Consider the following 17,526-nt stretch of genomic DNA (forward strand, 5'->3'; position numbering starts at 1 on the left):
TGGTGACGCGTTTCCCTCGCCAAGCGACGGGAAGCCCAAGGGGACGCCGAGTCGGAGGAGCCGGGCCGTGGACGGTGAGATCGAACTGCGCGTGGACGGGCGGCGCAGGCGGTTGCGCGTGGACACCAGGACGACGTTGCTGGACGCGTTGCGCGACGGGATCGGGGCGAACGCGCCCAAGAAGGGCTGCGACCACGGCCAGTGCGGCGCGTGCACCGTGCTGCTCGACGGGCGGCGGGCGATCACGTGCCTGACGTTCGCGGTGGCGCACGACGGGACGGAGGTCACCACGGCCGAGGGGCTCGCGGACGGCGAGCGGCTGCACCCCGTGCAGGAGGCGTTCCTCGAACGGGACGCGTTGCAGTGCGGTTTCTGCACGCCGGGGCAGGTGTGCTCGGCGATCGGGGTGCTGGACGAGGCGGCGGCCGGTCACCCGAGCGTGGTCACCGAGGACCTGACCGGGCCGGTGGAGCTGACCGACGACGAGATCCGCGAGCGGATGAGCGGCAACCTCTGCCGGTGCGGCGCGTACGTCGCCATCGTGGACGCGGTGCGGGACGGCGCGCGGTGATGCCGTTCGACTACCGGCGCGCGCCCGACCCCGAGGGCGCCGTCGCCGCCGCGACCGGGTGGCCCGGCGTCGCGTTCCTCGCCGGTGGGACCAACCTGGTCGACCACATGAAGCTCGGCCTCGCCGCGCCCGACGTGCTGGTGGACATCAGCCGGCTGCCGCTGGACACCGTGGCCGAACTGCCGGACGGCGGGCTGCGGATCGGCGCGACCGTGCGCAACGCCGACCTCGCCGCGCACCCGGTGGTCCGGCGGGACTACCCGGTGCTGGCGCGCGCCCTGCTGTCCGGCGCGTCCGGGCAGATCCGGAACCTCGCCACGACCGGCGGGAACCTGCTCCAGCGGACCCGGTGCGTGTACTTCCAGGACCTCACCACGCCGTGCAACAAGCGTGAGCCGGGCACGGGGTGCTCGGCGATCGGCGGCTACACGCGGCACCACGCCATCCTGGGCGCGTCCGCGCACTGCGTGGCCACGCACCCGTCGGACATGGCGGTGGCGATGGCCGCGCTCGACGCCCAGGTGGCCGTGCTCGGCCCGGCGGGGCGGCGGGTGGTCCCGCTGGTCGAGCTGCACCGGCTGCCCGGCGAGGAGCCGCACCGCGACACCGTGCTGTCCCCGTCGGACCTGATCACGTCGGTGGACCTGCCGCCGTTGCCACCGGGCACGCGGTCGCAGTACCGGAAGGTGCGCGACCGGGCGTCGTTCGCGTTCGCGCTGGTGTCCGTCGCGGCCGTGCTGCGGGTGGAGGACGGCGTGGTGCGGGACGCGCGGATCGCGCTCGGCGGTGTCGCGCACAAGCCGTGGCGGGCACGGCGGGCGGAGGACGTGCTGCTCGGCTCACCGGCCGACGAGGAGGTCTTCCGGCGGGCGATCGACGCGGAACTCGCGGGCGCGGCGCCGTTGGAGGGCAACGGGTTCAAGGTGCCGCTGACCCGCAACCTCGCGGTGTCCGCGCTGCGCGAGCTGAGCCGGGAGGAACGATGACGGACCTGCTGCGCACCCGCGTGCTCGGTCAGTCGCCACGTCGGGTCGACGGGCCGGCCAAGGTCACCGGCACCGCGCGGTACGCGGGCGACCAGCACGTGGTCGACCCCGCGTACGCGCACCTGGTGCAGGCCGAAGCCGCCCGCGGTGTGGTGACCGGTGTGGACGTGAGCGCCGCGCGGGCCGTGGACGGCGTGCTCGCCGTGCTGACGCCGGACGACGCGCCGCGCCTGGCGTCCACAGAGGACGCCGAGCTGGCGGCGTTCCAGTCGCACGACGTGGCTTTCCGCGGTCAGGTCGTCGCGGCGGTGATCGCGAGCACCCGGGAGGTCGCGCGGGAAGCGGCGGCGCTCGTCCGCGTCGAGATCGACCGGCAACCGCACGACGCGCACCTGGGGACCGACCGCGACGACCTGTACGCGCCGGAGAAGGTGAACACCGGCGCGGAGACCGACACGTCGCGGGGCGATGTCGCGACGGCCCTCGCCCACTCGCCGTTCACGCTCGACCAGACCTACACCACGGCCTGGTACAACAACAACCCGATGGAGCCGCACACCACCACGGCCCTGTGGCTGGACGGCGACCTGGCCCTGTACGAGTCCACGCAGGGCGTGCACACCACGCGTGAGGCGATGGCGAAGGTCTTCGGCCTCGACCCCGAACGGGTGCACGTCATCGCGCCGCACGTCGGCGGCGGCTTCGGCTCCAAAGGCACGCCGCACGTCCACACGGTCATCGCCGCGATGGCCGCACGCGCGGTGCCCGGCACACCGGTCAAGCTCGCGCTCACCCGGCAGCAGATGTTCTCCCTCGTCGGCTACCGGACGCCCACGATCCAGCGGGTCCGGCTCGGCTGCGACGCGGCCGGGCGGCTGGCGTCCCTGGAGGTCGACGCCGTCTCCCAGACCTCCCGGATCAAGGAGTTCGCCGAGCAGACCGCCGTGCCCGCCCGCATGATGTACGCCGCGCCGAACCGCCGCACCACCCACCGGCTGGCCGCGCTGGACGTCCCGGTGCCGTCGTGGATGCGCGCGCCCGGCGAGTGCCCCGGCATGTTCGGGCCCGAGGTGGCGATGGACGAGCTGGCGAACGCCTGCGGCATCGACCCGGTGGAGTTCCGCGTCCGCAACGAGCCGGACGTGGAGCCGGAGTCGGGCAAGCCGTTCTCCAGCCGCAACCTGGTCGCCTGCCTGCGCGAGGGCGCCCGCCGGTTCGGCTGGGAGCACCGCGACCCGACACCGCGCGCCCGGGTGGAGTCGGGGTGGTTCGTCGGCACGGGGGTGGCGGCGTCGACCTACCCGGTGAACCGGACGCCGGGTTCGGCCGCCACGATCCGCTGCACGGGCCCGAGGCGCTACCTGGTCCGGATCGGCGCGGCCGACCTCGGCACCGGCACGTGGACGTCGCTCGCCCAGGTCGCCGCCGACGCGCTCGGGGTCGACTTCGCCGACGTGGAGCTGCGGATCGGCGACACGGCGTCGCCCAAGGCGTCGGTCGCGGGCGGCTCGTCCGGCATCACGTCGTGGGGCTCGACCGTGGTCGCGGCAGCCGAGGCGTTCCGCGAGGAGTTCGGCGACGACCCCGCCGAGGGCGACGAGGCCGGCGCGGAGATGCCGGGCAACGACGCGGGCGACACGTACGCGATGCACGCGTTCGGCGCGCAGTTCGCCGAGGTCCGGGTGCACGTCGACACCGGCGAGGTGCGGGTGCCCAGGCTGCTCGGCGTGTTCGCGGTCGGCCGGGTGGTCAACCCGCGCCTGGCCAGGTCGCAGCTCGTCGGCGGCATGACCATGGGCCTGTCCATGGCGCTGCACGAGCACAGCGTGCCGGACGAGCGGTTCGGGCACGTGGTCAACCACGACTTCGCCGAGTACCACATCGCGACCAACAGCGACGTGCCGCACGTGGAGGCGCACTGGGTCGAGGAGCACGACCCGCACACCAACCCCATGGGCACCAAGGGCATCGGCGAGATCGGCATCGTCGGCACCGCCGCCGCCATCGTGAACGCGGCACACCACGCGACCGGCGTCCGCGTCCGCGACCTGCCCGTGACGCTGGACCACTTCCTCTGACGCCTCCGAACGGTGACGAGTTGGACCGTTCGGCCCTCGCCCGCCGGCCGGTGTCATGCCTACGGTGCGAGCTTCCCTTCGTTCGGAGGCTCACCGGATGGCAACGAAGCACGTCGTCGGAACGATCATGAAGTACCAGCACCGGAAGTCCGCCGTCCTCGAGACCGGTCTGACCCTGGACGGTGAGGAGGCCGTGCGGATCGCCCGGATCGACCCGACCAGGCCCAAGCCGGCGGACCGCGCCCGGGCCGTCGAGGTGGAGACCTCGGTGGGCGTCTACTGGGTCCGGCTCGACCACGTGAGCGTCGTCAGGGCCGCGGACGTCGTCCACACCTGGACCATCACCGGGAAGCTCAACCGCGCGCAGCTGAACGCCGTGCGCAAGGAACTGGACAAGGTCTCCCGGTAGCGGACTCGGGGCTGCGGAACGGGACGGCCGGGAAGGGTCGGCTGCGGCGCCGACGGGATTCGAACCCGCGGACGGTGGGAGCAGGTCCGCTCTCCTCCATCACTCGGCGTGGCGGGGACCTCCACCACGCCGATCGCATTGGGCCGCTCTGCCACAGCGCCGCAGCCTGCGGGACCGCGCGATCCCGCTGCGGTGAGGGTACGCACGGGCCTCGGTGTCAGGGCAGCAGCACGTCCAGGAACGGGTTGCTGAACACGCGGTGCGGGTCGAAGGCGTTGAGGGTGGCGCGGGCCGCGTCCCAGCTCGCGTTCGGGCCCTGGCGGTAGGTGTCGGGCACGGTGGACGTGAGCATCGTGTGGTCCGCCCAGGCCGCCTCGTCCGTGTAAGCCCAGCCCTTGGACCACTCGGCGCGGGTCGACGCGTACGCGCCGCTGTACCGGGTGAAGAAGAACTGCTCCAGCTCGCGGTAGAACGCCGCCGCGCCCGGCGCGGTCGGGAACGTCAGCACGTCGAACCACACCGCGACGTCCCACTCCGGGTGGTCCTCGCGTGGCCGCACGGCCGACAGCGCCGGCACCTGCGCGCCGGGCACGCCCACGTGCGCCGGGTCGTCCAGCCCGCCGACGCGGATCTCGACCTGGCCGGTGACCGGGAACAGCCCGCGCCTCTTGTAGGACAGCAGCAGGTCTTCGTAGAACGCGGCGAAGTCGCTGACCACCCGCTGCACCTCGGCGCGGCTGGTCAGCACCGCGTACCCGTTCGCGGTCTCGCGCAGGGTGGTCGGCTTGACGTAGAGCAGCAGGTTCTTCGACGCGCCCCACAGGTCGGTCGTGAGGGTCGCGGTCAGCCCGGTGGCCGCGGTCGTGTACTGCAACTGGCCGAACGTCGGGGTGAGCGCCCACGCGCCGGTGATCAGCAGGTCGGCGAGGTCGGACACCGGCTTGGGCACGTTGTCGGAGAACAGGTAGTTGTACGGCGCGACCACGTGGCGCGAGGTCGGCGGCTTGGTCGGCGCGACGCTCCACGTCTTGAGCCACGGGCGGTCGGTGAAGACGAACCAGATCGCCTCCACCCGGCCGGCCTGGTCGAGGAAGCTCGCGAACGTGCGCGTCGCCCCGCTGCCCGGCGGCGCGAACAGCTCGCTGGTGGGGATGTCGGCGCGGCTGACGCAGCGCAGGTTCTGGTTCGCGCCCACGCGCAGCGTCACCTCGGTCAGGAACGCGCGGCCCACGTGGGTCAGCAGCGCGGCGCACTCCGGCTCGTCGCGGCGGAACGTGCGCAACCGGTACTCCCCGCCGTCCCACACGACGGCGGTCAGCGAGATGATCATGTTGCTGAGCGAGCCGTAGGTGTGGCCCGGCGGCCGGGTCTCGCCGACGGCCGGGACGGACGTGCCGTGGCCGTTGATCGCGAGCACGCCGCCGACGCTCAGGTCACCCGGCGCGGGGGTGTTGGTCACTCCCAGGCCCGCGTCCTCCAGGAACGCCAGCAGGTCGTCCATCGACGCGCCGGTCTGCACCCGCACCGCGTCCGGCAGCACGGTCATGGCCGTGAGGTGCCGGGTGGTGTCGACCAGCACGACGCGGTCCGCCCCGGTGGTGTCCGCGGTGACGGTGAGCGGCGACCACCCATGCCGGAAACCCCGTGGCCGCAACGTGAAGCCCTGGCTGTGCGCCCAGTTCGCGAGGAGCACCACGTCGGCCGGTGTGCGCGGCGAGCACGTCCACAGGTCGTCGGTGCGGATCTCGCCGGCCCAGTTCTGGTAGGCCTGCCGGTACAGGTCGACGCCCGCCGGGAACGCGGGCGGCGGGTCACCCGCGACCTCGCCCGGCAACAACGCGCCGATCGGTAACCACGCGACGGCCGAGGCTCCGAGGAAGCGGCGGCGGGACAGGGCATCGCCGAAGTGGCTCATGAACCGACCATAAGCGCGCCTGTGACGCGTCGCGCGTCGCCGAGCGGAGGTTGGGCCGAACAGCGCAGCGGCCCTATCACCGTGCGGTTGGGCAACAATCCGGTCGCCCGGCGCGGTCGGTTGACGTTACGTTCCGTCGGTGGCGGAGATCCGTGGGACGTGCGACGACCGGTTCGACAAGGTGCGCGACACCCTCGCCGCGTCACTGGACCAGGACGACGTCGGCGCGTCGGTCGCGGTGTACGTGGACGGCGAGCCGGTGGTCGACCTGTGGGGCGGTCACGTCGACGCGGCCCGCACCACGCCGTGGGAGCGCGACACGATCGTCAACGTCTGGTCCACCACCAAGACGATGGTGGCGCTGTGCGCGCTGATCCTCGCCGACCGGGGCGTGCTCGACCTGGACGCGCCGGTCGCCGAGTACTGGCCGGAGTTCGCCGCGGCGGGCAAGGGCGGCGTGCGGGTGCGGCACGTGCTCGGCTACACCGCCGGCCTGCCGACGTGGACCGAGCCGATCACCGTGCCGGAGCTGTTCGACTGGGACGACGCGACGGCGCGGCTGGCCGCGCAGCCCGCCCGGTGGGAACCGGGGACGGTCGGCTGCTACCACCCGTTGACGCAGGGTTTCCTGGTCGGCGAGGTGATCCGCCGGGTCACCGGCCGCGGCCTCGGCGCGTTCTTCGCCGAGGAGGTGGCCGGGCCGCTCGGCGCCGACTTCCACATCGGCCTGCCCATCGAGCACGACCACCGCGTCGCGCCCGTGATCCCGCCGCCGGGCAAGTCCACCGTGGCGCCGGGGCTGTCCGGTGAGGAGCCCAACCCGGCCATCGTGGCGCAAGACGCCAACACCGCCGCGTGGCGCCGGGCCGAGATCCCGTCCGCGGGCGGGCACGGCAACGCGCGCTCGGTCGGCCTGGTGCAGTCGGTGCTGGCGTCCGGCGGCGCGGTCGGCGGCGTGCGGCTGCTGTCCGAGGCCGGGTGCCGTCGCGTGCTGGAGGAGCAGTTCCGGGGCGTGGACCACTACCTGGACGTGCCGATCCGGTACGGCCTCGGCTACCGGGTCGAGGGGCGGACGTGCTCGTGGGGCGGGTGGGGCGGCTCCGTCGTGGTCGTCGACCTGGACACCCGGATGACGGTGGCGTACACGATGAACCAGATGCTGGAGCAGGGCGCGCTGGGCGACAGCCGCGGCCTCGGCATCGTGCTCGCCGCCTACGAGGGGCTCGCTACCGCAGCCTGACCGGCAGGCTGCGGTGGCCGTTGGAGATGAACGAGTGGACGGGTTCCAACTCGGTCGCGGGCACGGCCAACGCCAGGTCCGGGAAGCTGCCGAACAGCGCCGGCAACGCCACCTCGGCCTCGATGCGGGCCAGCGGCGCGCCCAGGCAGTGGTGGACGCCGTGGCCGAACGACAGGTGCGTCTTGTCCGCGCGCGTGATGTCGAACTCCGTGGCCGTGTCGCCGTGGTGCGCCGGATCGCGGCCCGCCGACGCGTAGCCCGCGAGGATCGCCTCGCCTTGGCGGATCGTGACGCCGTCCACGTCGAGGTCCTCGACGGCGTAGCGCAGCGGCAGGTTCGCCACCGGCGCCTGCCACCTCAGCGTCTCCTCGATCACGTCGGTCCACGTGCGTTCGCCGGAGGTGACCAGGCGGAGCTGGTCGGGGTGGGTGAGCAGCGCGGCGATGGCGTGGTCGAGGAGGTTGACCGTGGTCTCGTGGCCGGCGGAGATCATCAGGATGAGCGTGTCGGCCAGCTCGGCCTCGGTGAGCCGGCTGCCGTCCTCCTCGCGGGCCGCGATCAGACCGCTGGTCAGGTCGTCGCCCGGCGTGGCCCGCTTGGCGGCGACCAGGTCGTTCAGGATCTCGTAGAGCCGGACCTGGTTGGCGACCGCCTCCTCGGGCGTCGTCGTGGTGGCGAAGAGGCTGTCGACGATCCGGTGCAGCTCGGTGCGCGCGTCGTCGGGGACGCCCATCAGTCGGCAGATGACCTCGATCGGCAGGGGGTAGGCGAAACCGGCGCGCACGTCGACCAGGTCCGGTCCGGCGGCGAGCCGGTCGATCAGGTCGGCCGCGATCTGCTCCACCTGCGGGCGCAGCGACTCGGTCCGGCGGGCCGTGAACGCCTTCGAGATCAGCTTCCGCAGCCGGCGGTGCTCGGTGCCGTAGGCGGTGAACATGTTGTGCGCCGCGACCCAGAGGTACAGCGGCCAGTCCTGCGGGACGCCCGCCAGGGCGGGCCAGTGGCGGCGGGCGTCCTTGGACACGCGCGGATCGGCGAGCAGGCGGCGCAGCAGGTCCAGGTCACCGATCGACCAGGCCTCCACCCCGCCCGGTAAGGCGACCCGGGTCGCCGGGCCGCGGGTGCGCAACGCCGCCGCTTCGGCCTGGATGTCGCGGCCGGTGGGGTCCAGCACGTAGGTTCCCATGTGCCCATCGTTACCGCATGATCACTTTGGGTACAAGGCGCTGTGCGGGTTGTGCAGCGGACGTGCCCAGTTGGGCAATGGCCGCGTGCGGCCGGCTGTCACGTCCTAGGTTCCCGCGCATGGCATTGGTGTGGCTTCCCCTGGACGACCGGACGATCGACGGCGTCGTGGCGTTGGCGGGCTCGTCGTGGACGCGGGCGGAGTTGGACGACGCGTGGGTGGCGGCGGGGTGGCCGTTGCCCGAGGGGCGGTCGTTGGCGGAGGAGGTCTACGGCGCGGCCGAGTACCGGTTCGACGTGGACGACCACCGGTGGGTGAGCGTGGCGATGCGGTTCGACCCGGACGAGGTGATCGGGTTCTTCCTCGCGTTCGCCACCTACCTCGACGAGCACGACCCCGAGGACGAGGACGTCCGCGAACTCGTGTCCGCCGGGGGCGCGCCGTGGTCGGCCGACGCGCTCGCCACGCGTGCCGAGTTCGACGCGCGCCACGACGAGGCCGTGGCGCGGTTGACCGCCAGGCTCGGCGAGCCGCACGTCGTCGGCACGCACGACGACGAATGGCACCACGCCGCCTGGCGGGTGGGCGACCGCCTGGTGGTCCTCGCGCAGGGCGAGAACTTCGACCGGTACGGCATGGCCGACGACGCGTGCCTGTGGGTGGTGCGGCACGAGCCCGACCAACCCCTGCCGACGGGTGACGCCCTCTACGCGTTCCTGTGCGGCGACGCGACGCCCGCCTGACCGGTCACCGGTCCTCGCCCAGCCGCCACGCGGCCTGCGCGCCGAGGCTCGTGTCGATGTGCTCGCGCATCACGGCCGACGCGCCCTCGGCGTCGCCGGCCACCACCAGGTCGACCAGCGCACGGTGCTCGCGGTCCGTCCGCGCCCGTGCCGCGTCACCGCGGTCGACCTCCAGCGCCAGCCTGCGGTAGCGGTCGGCCTTGTCCCACAAGCCGTCCAGGGCGTCGATCAGCAGCGCGTTGTGCGACGCCCGGTACAGGGCCGCGTGGAAGCGGCGGTGGGCCACCAGGTCTTCGTGGTCGGGGTTGCCCGGCAGCGCGCGCAGCCCTTCCGCCGCCTCGCGGATCGCCGCGACGTCCGCGTCGGTCCGCCGTTCGGCCGCCAGGGCGACGGCGAGCGGGTCGAGCGCGCGCCGCAGCTCGAGCAGGTCACGGGCCTCCTCCGCCTGCAGCGGCGTGACCCTGGCGTCGCGGTGCGCGTCCAGCTCGACCAGGCCTTCGCCCTTCAGCCGCTTGAGCGCCTCCCGCAGCGGCGTCGTGCTGATCCCGATGGTCTTGGCCAGCGTGAACTGGTTGAGGCCAGAGCCGGGCGCGAGCTCGCCGCTGAGGATCTTCCGGCGCAGCTCGCGGTACGCGTACTCGCTCTTCGTCTCGTACGGCCCGGTCGGGTCGGCCATCGGTCACCACTCCCGGATCTGCGAGGCTCGCCGGGTTATAGCGTATAACTTCCCCCCGTCACGGGGTCCGGGCGACCGCGTCCTTCGGCTTGGCGCCCAGCGCGAGGGCGAGGAGGGCGCCGGCGACCATGCAGGCGCCGACCAGCCACATGCCGGCGCGTTGCGTGCCGGTGAGGTCGCGGAGCCAGCCGGTGATGTACGGCGCGGCGAACCCGCTGGTGTTGCCGAGCGAGTTGATCAGCGCGATGCCGCCCGCCGCGGCCGTGCCGGACAGGAAGTTCGACGGCAGCGCCCAGAACGTCGGCAGCGCGCAGCACACGCCGACCGCGCAGACCGTGACCGCCACCATCGCGGCGTACGGGTCGCCCAGGTAGAGCGCCACGGGGATGGCGCACCCGCCGAGCAGCATCGGCAGCGCCACGTGCCACTTCCGCTCGTTCACGCGGTCGCCGTGACGCGCCCAGAACACCATCACGGTCGCCGCGACCACGTAGGGCACGGCGGTCACCAGGCCGGCCTGCAGCACGGTCAGCTTCGTCCCGAACTGCTGGCCGAACCCGGCGATGATGGTCGGCAGGAAGAAACCCAGCGCGTACAGGCCGTAGGCGATGGCGAAGTAGACGAACGCCAGCCCGAGGATCCGCGGGTGCAGCAACGCCTTGCGCAACGGCCAGTGGTGCTCGGCCTCCGTGGCGCGACGCTCGGCGTCCAGTTCCGCGGCGAGCCAGCGGCGCTCGTCCTCGGCCAGCCAGGTCGCCCGCTCCGGCCGGTCGGTCAGGTAGAACCAGGTGACGACCGCGAGCAGGATCGCCGGGATGCCCTCGACCAGGAACATGAACCGCCAGCCGGACAGCCCGAACACACCGTCGCCGTGCGCGATGAGCAGACTGGACACAGTGGACCCGATCGCCGAGGAGATCGGCACCGCCACCATGAACAACGCGACCGCCTTCGCGCGCTGCGCGGCCGGGAACCAGTACGTCAGGTAGAGGATGATCCCCGGGAAGAACCCGGCCTCCGCGACGCCGAGCAGGAACCGCAGGACCACCAGGGCGGTCGAGTTGGGCACGAAGGCCATCACGGTGGCCACCACGCCCCAGCTGATCATGATCCGGGCCATCCAGCGACGCGCGCCGAACCGGTGCAGCGCGAGGTTGCTCGGCACCTCCAGGATCAGGTAGCCGAGGAAGAAGATGCCGGAGGCGAACCCGAACGCCGTCGCGCTGAGCCCGAGCTCCTCGTTCATCCCGTTCGGGCCGGCGAACCCGATGTTGACGCGGTCCAGGTAGTTGACGAAGTAGAGCAGCGCCAGGAACGGGAGGATCCGGACGGCGACCTTGGCGAGCACCCGGTCGCCCACGGCGGTTGATCCCATCGACATGATCAAATCCAAGGCCGTGCGGCACCGTTCGTCAACCCGCGGTCCGATCATGACCGGCGTCACTGTTGATAACGGTTATCAGGTGCGGTTACGCTCGCGCGGTCCCCCGCCGCACAGTGATCGGCTTGCTCATGGTTGTTCGCCCGCGGTCGCCCGCGTCGTCGGTCGATCGTGACCGGAGGTCGTTCACCCGTCGGTCCCGGCTGACGCAGCGTCTGACGGTCGCGGTCCTCGGTCTCGCGATCCCGGTGCTGGTGGTCGTCTCCGGCTCGGTCGGCACGGTCGAGGTCGGGGTCGCGGACGCGGCGCGGATCGTCATCGGGCACCTGGCGCCGAACGTGCCGTGGATGTCGGACGGCAGCCTGACCGTGCTGCAGGACCAGGCGGTGTGGCAGTTCCGGCTGCCCCGCGCGTTGCTGGCCGGGCTGGCGGGCGCCGGGCTGGCACTGGCCGGCGCGATCATGCAGGTGATCGTGCGCAACCCGCTGGCCGAGCCCTACCTGCTCGGCGTGTCCTCCGGTGCGGGTGTCGGCGCGGTCCTGGTCATCACGCTCGGCTCGGCCGCCGTCGGCGGTCTGCCGCTCGGCGCGGCGGCGTTCGCCGGGGCCCTGGTGGCCGGCGCGTGCGTCGCGCTGACCGCCCGGCACCGCAGCGTGCTGTCGCCGACCAGGATGATCCTGTCCGGCGTCGCCCTCGGTTCCCTGTTCAGCGCGGTCACGAGCTACCTGACGCTGACGACCGAGGCCCAGAACGTGTTCAGCGTCCTGTTCTTCCTGCTCGGCAGCGTGTCCGCCGCGTCGATGGGCTCCCTGGCGGTGCCGGCGGTGGCGTTCGCGGTGGCGTGCGCCGTCGTCGGGTTCCGGACGCGGGCGATGAACGCGTTGCTGACCGGTGACGAGTCCGCGACCGCGCTGGGGGTGGACGTGAACCGGCAGCGCGGCGTCCTGCTGGTCACCGCGGCCCTGCTGACCGGGTCGATCGTGTCGGTGAGCGGGGGCATCGGCTTCGTCGGCCTGGTGATCCCGCACGTGGCGCGCATCCTGGTCGGCGCCGACCACCGGCGGATGCTGCCGGTGGCGGTGCTCGGCGGCGCGGCGTTCCTGATGCTCGCCGACCTGCTGTCGCGCACGGTCGCCGCACCCGCCGAGGTGCCGATCGGCATCCTCACCGCGGTCGTGGGCGCGCCGTTCTTCCTGTGGCTGATGCGCCGCGACACGGCGGCGCAGGCGGGACTCGACCGATGAGGGTGCGCTTCGACCACGTCAGCGTCACCCTCGGCGGCCGGGACGTGCTGCGGGACGTGGACGTCGAGATCCGTCCCGGCCGGTTCCTCGGCCTCGTCGGCCCCAACGGCAGCGGCAAGTCGACGCTGCTCCGCACGCTCTACCGGGCCGTCGCGCCGTCGTCGGGCCGGGTGCTGCTGGACGAGCGGGACGTGTGGCGCACCGGCCGGCGGGAGGTCGCGCGGTCGGTCGCGGTGATGACCCAGGAGACGTCGACCGAGTTCGACCTGACCGTGCTGGACGCCGTGCTGCTGGCCAGGGTGCCGTTCCAGCGCGGGTTCGGCCGCGACACCGACGCCGACCTCGACCTGGCGTGGACGGCGCTGGAGCGGGTCGGCGCGGCCGACGTCGCCGACCGGCCCATCGGCAGGCTGTCCGGAGGGCAGCGGCAGCGGGTGATGCTGGCCCGCGCGCTCGCCGCGGACACCCCGGTCCTCGTGCTGGACGAGCCGACCAACCACCTCGACATCGCCTTCCAGCTCGAACTCATGCGGATCGCGACCGACCTGGACCGCACGATCATCGCGGCGCTGCACGACCTCAACCTCGCCGCCACCCACTGCGACGACATCGCCGTGCTCGACGGTGGCCGCCTCGTCGCCGCGGGCACGCCGGCCGAGGCGCTCACGCCACAGGTGGTCGAGGACGTGTTCCGGGTCGCCGTCGACCGGCTCACGCACCCGCGCACCGGTCGTCCCGTCCTGGTCTTCGACCACCCGGGCCGCGAGCCCGGCGGTCCCACCGAGCACAGAGATGAGATCCATGCGTAGCACACTGTCCCTGGCCGCCCTCGGCGTCAGCGCCGCGCTGGTCGCCGGCTGCGGCTCCGCGGTCACCCCGCAGACGCAGGCCACCGACGCCGGCCAGGCCGTCACGATCACCAACTGCGGCCGGGACGTCACCGTCCCCGGCGCGCCGAAGGCGGCGGTCGGGCTGAGCCCGTCGCAGACCGAACTGCTGCTGCGGTTGGGTCTGGCGGACGCGCTCGTCGGCCAGGCGCAGACGGCCACCGCGCCCCTGTCCGACGACGTGGCGGGCCTCGCCGCCGCCGTGCCGGTGCTGAGCGAGTCCGGGCCGCCGAGCCGGGAGCAGCTGCTGAACGCGCGGCCGGACTTCGTGTTCTCCCCGACCATGTACGAGTTCACCGCCGAGCAGGGCTTCGCGAGCCTCGATCAGCTCCAGCAGGCCGGTGTCACGGCGTACGTCGCCACGGGCGGGTGCGCCGACCGGCGGATGAGCGGCACGGTCGAGGACGTCTTCACCGACCTGGAGAACCTCGGCAAGGTCTTCGCCGCGCCCGACCGGGCCGCGCCGCTGATCGAGAAGGGCAAGGCCGACCTGGCCGCGGTGGACACCGCCGTCGCGAGCCGCGCGAAGCCCACCGTCGCCCAGGTGTACCTGGAAGGCGCCACCGTGACGGCGATCGGCGCGGGCATCGAGTACGACATCATCCGCCGGGCGGGCGGCGACAACGTGTTCTCGCCCCGGGACCCGCAGTTCGCGAAGTTCTTCGCCGCGCAGATCACCCCCGAGGCGCTCGCCGCCGCGAACCCCGACGCGATCGTGTTCGCGGTCAACGGGTCCGAGCACGAGCAGGCGACCGTGGACTTCCTGAACCGCACGTTCCCGGACATGACCGCCGTGCGCGAACGGCGGCTGATCGCGATCGACGCCGCCGACACCTACCCGGGCACCCTCGGGAACGTCTCCGTGGTCCGGGAGATCGCGGAGCGGCTGCACCCGGACGCCTTCACCCCGTGATCCACCGCAGGCTCCTGCAGTTGGCGGGCGTCGTCGTCGGGCCGATCGCGCTGCTGGCCCTGGTGTCGGCGCTGGTGTCGGCGTGCCACGTCGCCGGAGCCGTGCTGACCGCGGCCGTCCTCGCCGATCTCGTCGGCGGGGACGGTGCCGTCGTGGCGCCGCTGCTCGGCGCCCTGGTCGGCGTCGTCGCGGTGCGGTCGGCCCTGCTGTGGCTGCGGGAAGTGGCCGCCGCCCGGTTCGGCATCGCGATCCGCACCCGGTTGCGCGGCGAGTTGTTGCGCCGCATCGCCTCGCTCGGGCCGGCGTGGGCGCAGGGCGAGCGGTCCGGCGCGATCACGCACACCGTCGTGGACGGTGTCGAGGCCCTCGACGCCTACTACAGCCGCTACCTGCCCCAGCTGCTCGTGACCTGCGTCGTGCCGGCGGCCGTCACCGGGTGGCTGTTCACCGTCTCCGTCCCGGCCGCCGCGGTCCTCGCCGTGTCGGTGACGTGCGCCGTGGTGGTGCCCCGTGGCTGGGACGCCCGGCTGCTCCGGACGGGACGAACCCGTTGGCGCGCCTACGAGAAGCTGGCCGCGGACTACCTGGAGGCGACGCAGGCGATCGGCGTGCTGCGGGTGTTCGGCGCGGGCAAGCGGACCGGTGACGCGCTCGCCGCACGCGGCGAGGAGCTGCACGGCTCCACGATGACGCAGCTGCGGGTCTCGCTCGTGGAGTCCGCCGTCAGCGCGCTCGCACTGCACCTGGGCACCGTCGCCACGATCGTCGTCGCCTGCGCCGGTGTCCTCGGCGGTGGCGCGCCCGCCGCGTCGGTGTTGCTGTTCCTGTTGTGCGCCAGGGAGTGCTTCCGGCCGGTGCTCGACCTGTCCGCCCACTGGCACGTCGGCTACCAGGGGCTCGGCGCGGTCGAGGGCATCGACGAGATCCTCACCGCGAGCCCGGCCGTCGCGGACACGGGCACGCGCGCCGAGCCCGCACGTCCGGGAGCGGGGCTCGTGCTGCGGCACGTCGGCTTCCGGTACCCGAACGGGGCGGGTGTCGACGACGTCAGCTTCGTGTGCCCACCGGGGGGCATCACCGGGATCGTCGGCCCTTCGGGCGCGGGCAAGAGCACGCTCGCCCGGCTCGTCGTCCGGCACGCCGACCCGCGGCACGGGACGATCGAGCTCGACGGCACCCCGATCACCGACTACACGCTCGCCGCGCTGCGCGCGAGCATCGGGGTCGTCGGCCAGCACACCCACCTGTTCCACGGGACCGTGGCGGAGAACCTGCGCCTCGCCCGGCCCGACGCCACGCCTGAGGAGGTGCGTGCCGCGGCCCACGTCGCGGACGCCCTCGACTTCATCGAGGCACTCCCCCGCGGCTTCGACACGGAACTCACCGAGAACGGCGCCCGGCTCTCCGGCGGCCAGCGGCAACGGCTCGCCATCGCCAGGGCCGTGCTCGCCGCGACACCCGTGCTCCTGCTGGACGAGGCGACCTCCGCGCTGGACGTCGACACGGAGGAACGCGTCCTCACCCGGCTCGCCGAGCACTGCCCCGGCACGACCCGGATCGTGATCGCGCACCGCGAGAGCGCCCTGCGCGGCGCCGACACGATCGTCACCATCGAGTCCGGCCGCGTCGCCGGCACGGTGGCGCGATGAGCGGCCCGCTCCGACGCCTCCTCCCGGTCATCGCCGAGCAGCGGGCGACGTTCGGCTGGACCATCGCGGCCAACGCGGTCGTGCAGCTCGGCGCGCTGACCATCGCGGTGGCCGGCACGTGGCTCGCCGGCCGGACGGCCGCGACCGGCGCCGCGCCACTGGCGCCCGCGGCCGTCGTCCTCGCCGGTGTCGCGGTGCTGACCGCGGTGATGACGTGGCGCGAGTCGTGGGTCTCGCACGACCTGGCCTACCGGCTGATCGGCGCGCTGCGCGCCCGCGTGTTCGACCGGCTCCGGGTGAGCCTGCCCGACCGCCGCGCACCACGCCGCAGCGGCGACCTCGCCTCGGTCGCCTTCGCCGACGTCGACCGCCTCGAATGGCTCTACGCCCACACCGCGGCCCAGGCGCTCACGTCCGTCGTGCTCGTCGGGGCCACCACCACGCTGTCGCTGCTCGTCACACCGTGGCTGCTGCTGGTGTGGGTGCCGTTCGTCGCCGTGACCGCGGCGCTGCCCTGGCTGTTCGGGCGGATGGGCGCCCGGCAGGGCGCCGAGCTGACCGAGGCCGCCGCCGTGCTCAACGCCGAACTGGTCGACACCGTGCGCGGGCTGGACGAACTCAGCGCCGCCGGTGCGCTGGGCCGCCGAACCGCCGCGCTCGACCGGCACACCGACGTGCTGACCGCCGTGCAGGCGCGGATCGGCTCCCGGACGGGCGCCGAACGCGCGGTCACGGACGCCGCCCTGTCCCTCAGCGCGATCGGCGCCCTCGCGGTCTGCGCGGTGAACCTCGACGCCGTGGGCCGCGTGCTCGCACCGGTCGCGATGGTGCTGGCCACCGCCGCGCTCGGTCCCGTCGCGCAGATCTCCGACCTGCTGCGCAACCTCGGCACGCTGCGCGCGGCGGGCACGCGCATCGTCGACGTCCTCGACCGGCGCCCGGCGGTCCCCGCGGCCTCGGCGCCGCGGCGCCTGCCGGATCGCGCGGCCGGTCTCGTGTTCGACCGCGTGACGTTCCGCTACGGCGACGGGCCGCCCGCGTTGCGGGAGGTGTCGTTCACCGTCCGGCCGGGCGAGCGGGTCGCGCTCACCGGCCCGTCCGGCGCGGGGAAGACCACCTGCGCGCTGCTGGCCGTCCGGATGTGGGACCCCGACAGCGGGCGCGTCACCCTCGACGGCGTCGACCTCGCCGACCTGGCCGACGACGACCTGCGGAATGCGATCAGCGCCGTGCCCCAGGACCCCGGCCTGCTCGCGGGGACGATCGCGACCAACATCCGGCTCGGCCGCCCCGACGCCGATGACCGCGACGTCGAGCGGGCGGCGCGCCGGGCGGGGATCCTCGACCCCGGCGCCGGTCTCCCCGCCGGGCTCGACACCGCCGTCGGCGAGTCCGGCGCCGGGCTGTCCGGCGGTCAGCGGGCGCGGGTCGCCGTGGCCAGGGCGCTGCTGGTCGACCCGCGCGTGCTCATCCTGGACGAGGCGACCGCCAACCTGGACGCCGACGCCGACGAGGCCATCACCGCCGCTCTCGCCTCGACCGGCGACGACGTCGCGGTCCTCGTCATCGCCCACCGCCCCACCACCCTCGCCCGCTGCGACCGGACGGTCGAGCTGAGGGACGGGCGGTGCGTCAGCTGATCCGTGTG

General features: G+C 73.4%; 15 protein-coding genes and 1 tRNA gene. 11 read left to right on the forward strand and 5 right to left on the reverse strand.

The window, feature by feature from the left end:
- The first annotated feature begins 67 nt into the window (after positions 1 to 67).
- From ADK67_RS29635 to ADK67_RS29650, 4 genes are all read left to right on the forward strand, one after another.
- Positions 68 to 571: a 2Fe-2S iron-sulfur cluster-binding protein gene (locus ADK67_RS29635; RefSeq protein ID WP_053719813.1), complete on the forward strand. Its 504-nt coding sequence runs from the start codon at positions 68 to 70 to the stop codon at positions 569 to 571.
- A complete protein-coding gene (locus ADK67_RS29640) occupies positions 568 to 1,557 on the forward strand; it encodes an FAD binding domain-containing protein (protein ID WP_053719814.1) in 990 nt (329 codons plus the stop codon). The genes ADK67_RS29635 and ADK67_RS29640 overlap by 4 nt, the downstream gene beginning before the upstream one ends.
- Positions 1,554 to 3,635 (forward strand): xanthine dehydrogenase family protein molybdopterin-binding subunit, encoded by a 2,082-nt coding sequence (locus ADK67_RS29645; protein WP_053719815.1) that lies wholly within the window; start codon positions 1,554 to 1,556, stop codon positions 3,633 to 3,635. The genes ADK67_RS29640 and ADK67_RS29645 overlap by 4 nt, the downstream gene beginning before the upstream one ends.
- A gap of 97 nt (positions 3,636 to 3,732) precedes the next feature.
- Entirely contained in the window at positions 3,733 to 4,044 is a 312-nt protein-coding gene (locus ADK67_RS29650; protein WP_053719816.1) for a hypothetical protein, read from the forward strand.
- 44 nt (positions 4,045 to 4,088) lie between these two features.
- Here ADK67_RS29650 and ADK67_RS51350 read toward each other — a convergent pair.
- Together ADK67_RS51350 and ADK67_RS29655 are read right to left on the reverse strand one after the other, a co-directional pair.
- A tRNA-OTHER gene (locus tag ADK67_RS51350) sits at positions 4,089 to 4,205 on the reverse strand.
- A 56-nt stretch (positions 4,206 to 4,261) separates the two neighbouring features.
- Complete coding sequence (locus ADK67_RS29655; protein WP_053719817.1) at positions 4,262 to 5,959, reverse strand: cholesterol oxidase substrate-binding domain-containing protein; 1,698 nt, start codon at positions 5,957 to 5,959, stop codon at positions 4,262 to 4,264.
- Between the two features lie 139 nt (positions 5,960 to 6,098).
- Between ADK67_RS29655 and ADK67_RS29660 the strand changes: the two genes are divergently transcribed.
- Positions 6,099 to 7,199, forward strand: a complete 1,101-nt coding sequence (locus ADK67_RS29660) for a serine hydrolase domain-containing protein (RefSeq protein WP_053719818.1) — start codon at positions 6,099 to 6,101, stop codon at positions 7,197 to 7,199.
- On the opposite strand, the gene ADK67_RS29665 is transcribed toward ADK67_RS29660, so the two are convergent.
- Positions 7,186 to 8,385, reverse strand: coding sequence for a cytochrome P450 family protein (locus ADK67_RS29665; protein ID WP_053719819.1), 1,200 nt, complete (start codon positions 8,383 to 8,385; stop codon positions 7,186 to 7,188). The two genes, ADK67_RS29660 and ADK67_RS29665, sit on opposite strands and share 14 nt — an antisense overlap.
- A gap of 119 nt (positions 8,386 to 8,504) precedes the next feature.
- Here ADK67_RS29665 and ADK67_RS29670 point away from each other — a divergent pair, with 119 nt between their 5' ends.
- Positions 8,505 to 9,128: a hypothetical protein gene (locus tag ADK67_RS29670; protein ID WP_053719820.1), complete on the forward strand. Its 624-nt coding sequence runs from the start codon at positions 8,505 to 8,507 to the stop codon at positions 9,126 to 9,128.
- Positions 9,129 to 9,132: 4 nt separating this feature from the next.
- On the opposite strand, the gene ADK67_RS29675 is transcribed toward ADK67_RS29670, so the two are convergent.
- Together ADK67_RS29675 and ADK67_RS29680 are read right to left on the reverse strand one after the other, a co-directional pair.
- The gene (locus ADK67_RS29675) at positions 9,133 to 9,804 is read right to left on the reverse strand and encodes a GntR family transcriptional regulator (RefSeq protein ID WP_053719821.1); all 672 of its coding nucleotides are present in this window, start codon (positions 9,802 to 9,804) and stop codon (positions 9,133 to 9,135) included.
- A 58-nt stretch (positions 9,805 to 9,862) separates the two neighbouring features.
- Positions 9,863 to 11,179: an MFS transporter gene (locus ADK67_RS29680; protein WP_442974203.1), complete on the reverse strand. Its 1,317-nt coding sequence runs from the start codon at positions 11,177 to 11,179 to the stop codon at positions 9,863 to 9,865.
- A 137-nt stretch (positions 11,180 to 11,316) separates the two neighbouring features.
- Here ADK67_RS29680 and ADK67_RS29685 point away from each other — a divergent pair, with 137 nt between their 5' ends.
- The 5 genes from ADK67_RS29685 to ADK67_RS29705 are packed head-to-tail and all read left to right on the forward strand — an operon-like array spanning position 11,317 to position 17,518.
- Positions 11,317 to 12,429 (forward strand): FecCD family ABC transporter permease, encoded by a 1,113-nt coding sequence (locus ADK67_RS29685; RefSeq protein ID WP_082404019.1) that lies wholly within the window; start codon positions 11,317 to 11,319, stop codon positions 12,427 to 12,429.
- A complete protein-coding gene (locus tag ADK67_RS29690; RefSeq protein ID WP_053719822.1) occupies positions 12,426 to 13,238 on the forward strand; it encodes an ABC transporter ATP-binding protein in 813 nt (270 codons plus the stop codon). Before ADK67_RS29685 ends, ADK67_RS29690 begins: the two co-directional genes overlap by 4 nt.
- Entirely contained in the window at positions 13,231 to 14,229 is a 999-nt protein-coding gene (locus ADK67_RS29695) for an ABC transporter substrate-binding protein (protein ID WP_053719823.1), read from the forward strand. The genes ADK67_RS29690 and ADK67_RS29695 overlap by 8 nt, the downstream gene beginning before the upstream one ends.
- The gene (locus tag ADK67_RS29700; RefSeq protein WP_053719824.1) at positions 14,226 to 15,878 is read left to right on the forward strand and encodes an ABC transporter ATP-binding protein/permease; all 1,653 of its coding nucleotides are present in this window, start codon (positions 14,226 to 14,228) and stop codon (positions 15,876 to 15,878) included. The genes ADK67_RS29695 and ADK67_RS29700 overlap by 4 nt, the downstream gene beginning before the upstream one ends.
- Positions 15,875 to 17,518, forward strand: a complete 1,644-nt coding sequence (locus ADK67_RS29705) for an ABC transporter ATP-binding protein (RefSeq protein WP_053719825.1) — start codon at positions 15,875 to 15,877, stop codon at positions 17,516 to 17,518. The genes ADK67_RS29700 and ADK67_RS29705 overlap by 4 nt, the downstream gene beginning before the upstream one ends.
- Positions 17,519 to 17,526 lie beyond the last annotated feature (8 nt).

Origin of the sequence: Saccharothrix sp. NRRL B-16348 (assembly GCF_001280085.1) — a bacterium.
Lineage (GTDB): Bacteria > Actinomycetota > Actinomycetes > Mycobacteriales > Pseudonocardiaceae > Actinosynnema.

Excerpts from the sequence above, each read along its gene's own strand:
- ADK67_RS29645 (WP_053719815.1), top strand. The coding sequence starts at position 1,554 with ATGACGGACCTGCTGCGCACCCGCGTGCTCGGTCAGTCGCCACGTCGG.
- ADK67_RS29650 (WP_053719816.1), top strand. The coding sequence starts at position 3,733 with ATGGCAACGAAGCACGTCGTCGGAACGATCATGAAGTACCAGCACCGG.
- ADK67_RS29655 (WP_053719817.1), bottom strand. The coding sequence starts at position 5,959 with ATGAGCCACTTCGGCGATGCCCTGTCCCGCCGCCGCTTCCTCGGAGCC.
- ADK67_RS29665 (WP_053719819.1), bottom strand. The coding sequence starts at position 8,385 with ATGGGAACCTACGTGCTGGACCCCACCGGCCGCGACATCCAGGCCGAA.
- ADK67_RS29670 (WP_053719820.1), top strand. The coding sequence starts at position 8,505 with ATGGCATTGGTGTGGCTTCCCCTGGACGACCGGACGATCGACGGCGTC.
- ADK67_RS29675 (WP_053719821.1), bottom strand. The coding sequence starts at position 9,804 with ATGGCCGACCCGACCGGGCCGTACGAGACGAAGAGCGAGTACGCGTAC.
- ADK67_RS29680 (WP_442974203.1), bottom strand. The coding sequence starts at position 11,179 with ATGGGATCAACCGCCGTGGGCGACCGGGTGCTCGCCAAGGTCGCCGTC.
- ADK67_RS29685 (WP_082404019.1), top strand. The coding sequence starts at position 11,317 with ATGGTTGTTCGCCCGCGGTCGCCCGCGTCGTCGGTCGATCGTGACCGG.
- ADK67_RS29690 (WP_053719822.1), top strand. The coding sequence starts at position 12,426 with ATGAGGGTGCGCTTCGACCACGTCAGCGTCACCCTCGGCGGCCGGGAC.
- ADK67_RS29695 (WP_053719823.1), top strand. The coding sequence starts at position 13,231 with ATGCGTAGCACACTGTCCCTGGCCGCCCTCGGCGTCAGCGCCGCGCTG.
- ADK67_RS29705 (WP_053719825.1), top strand. The coding sequence starts at position 15,875 with ATGAGCGGCCCGCTCCGACGCCTCCTCCCGGTCATCGCCGAGCAGCGG.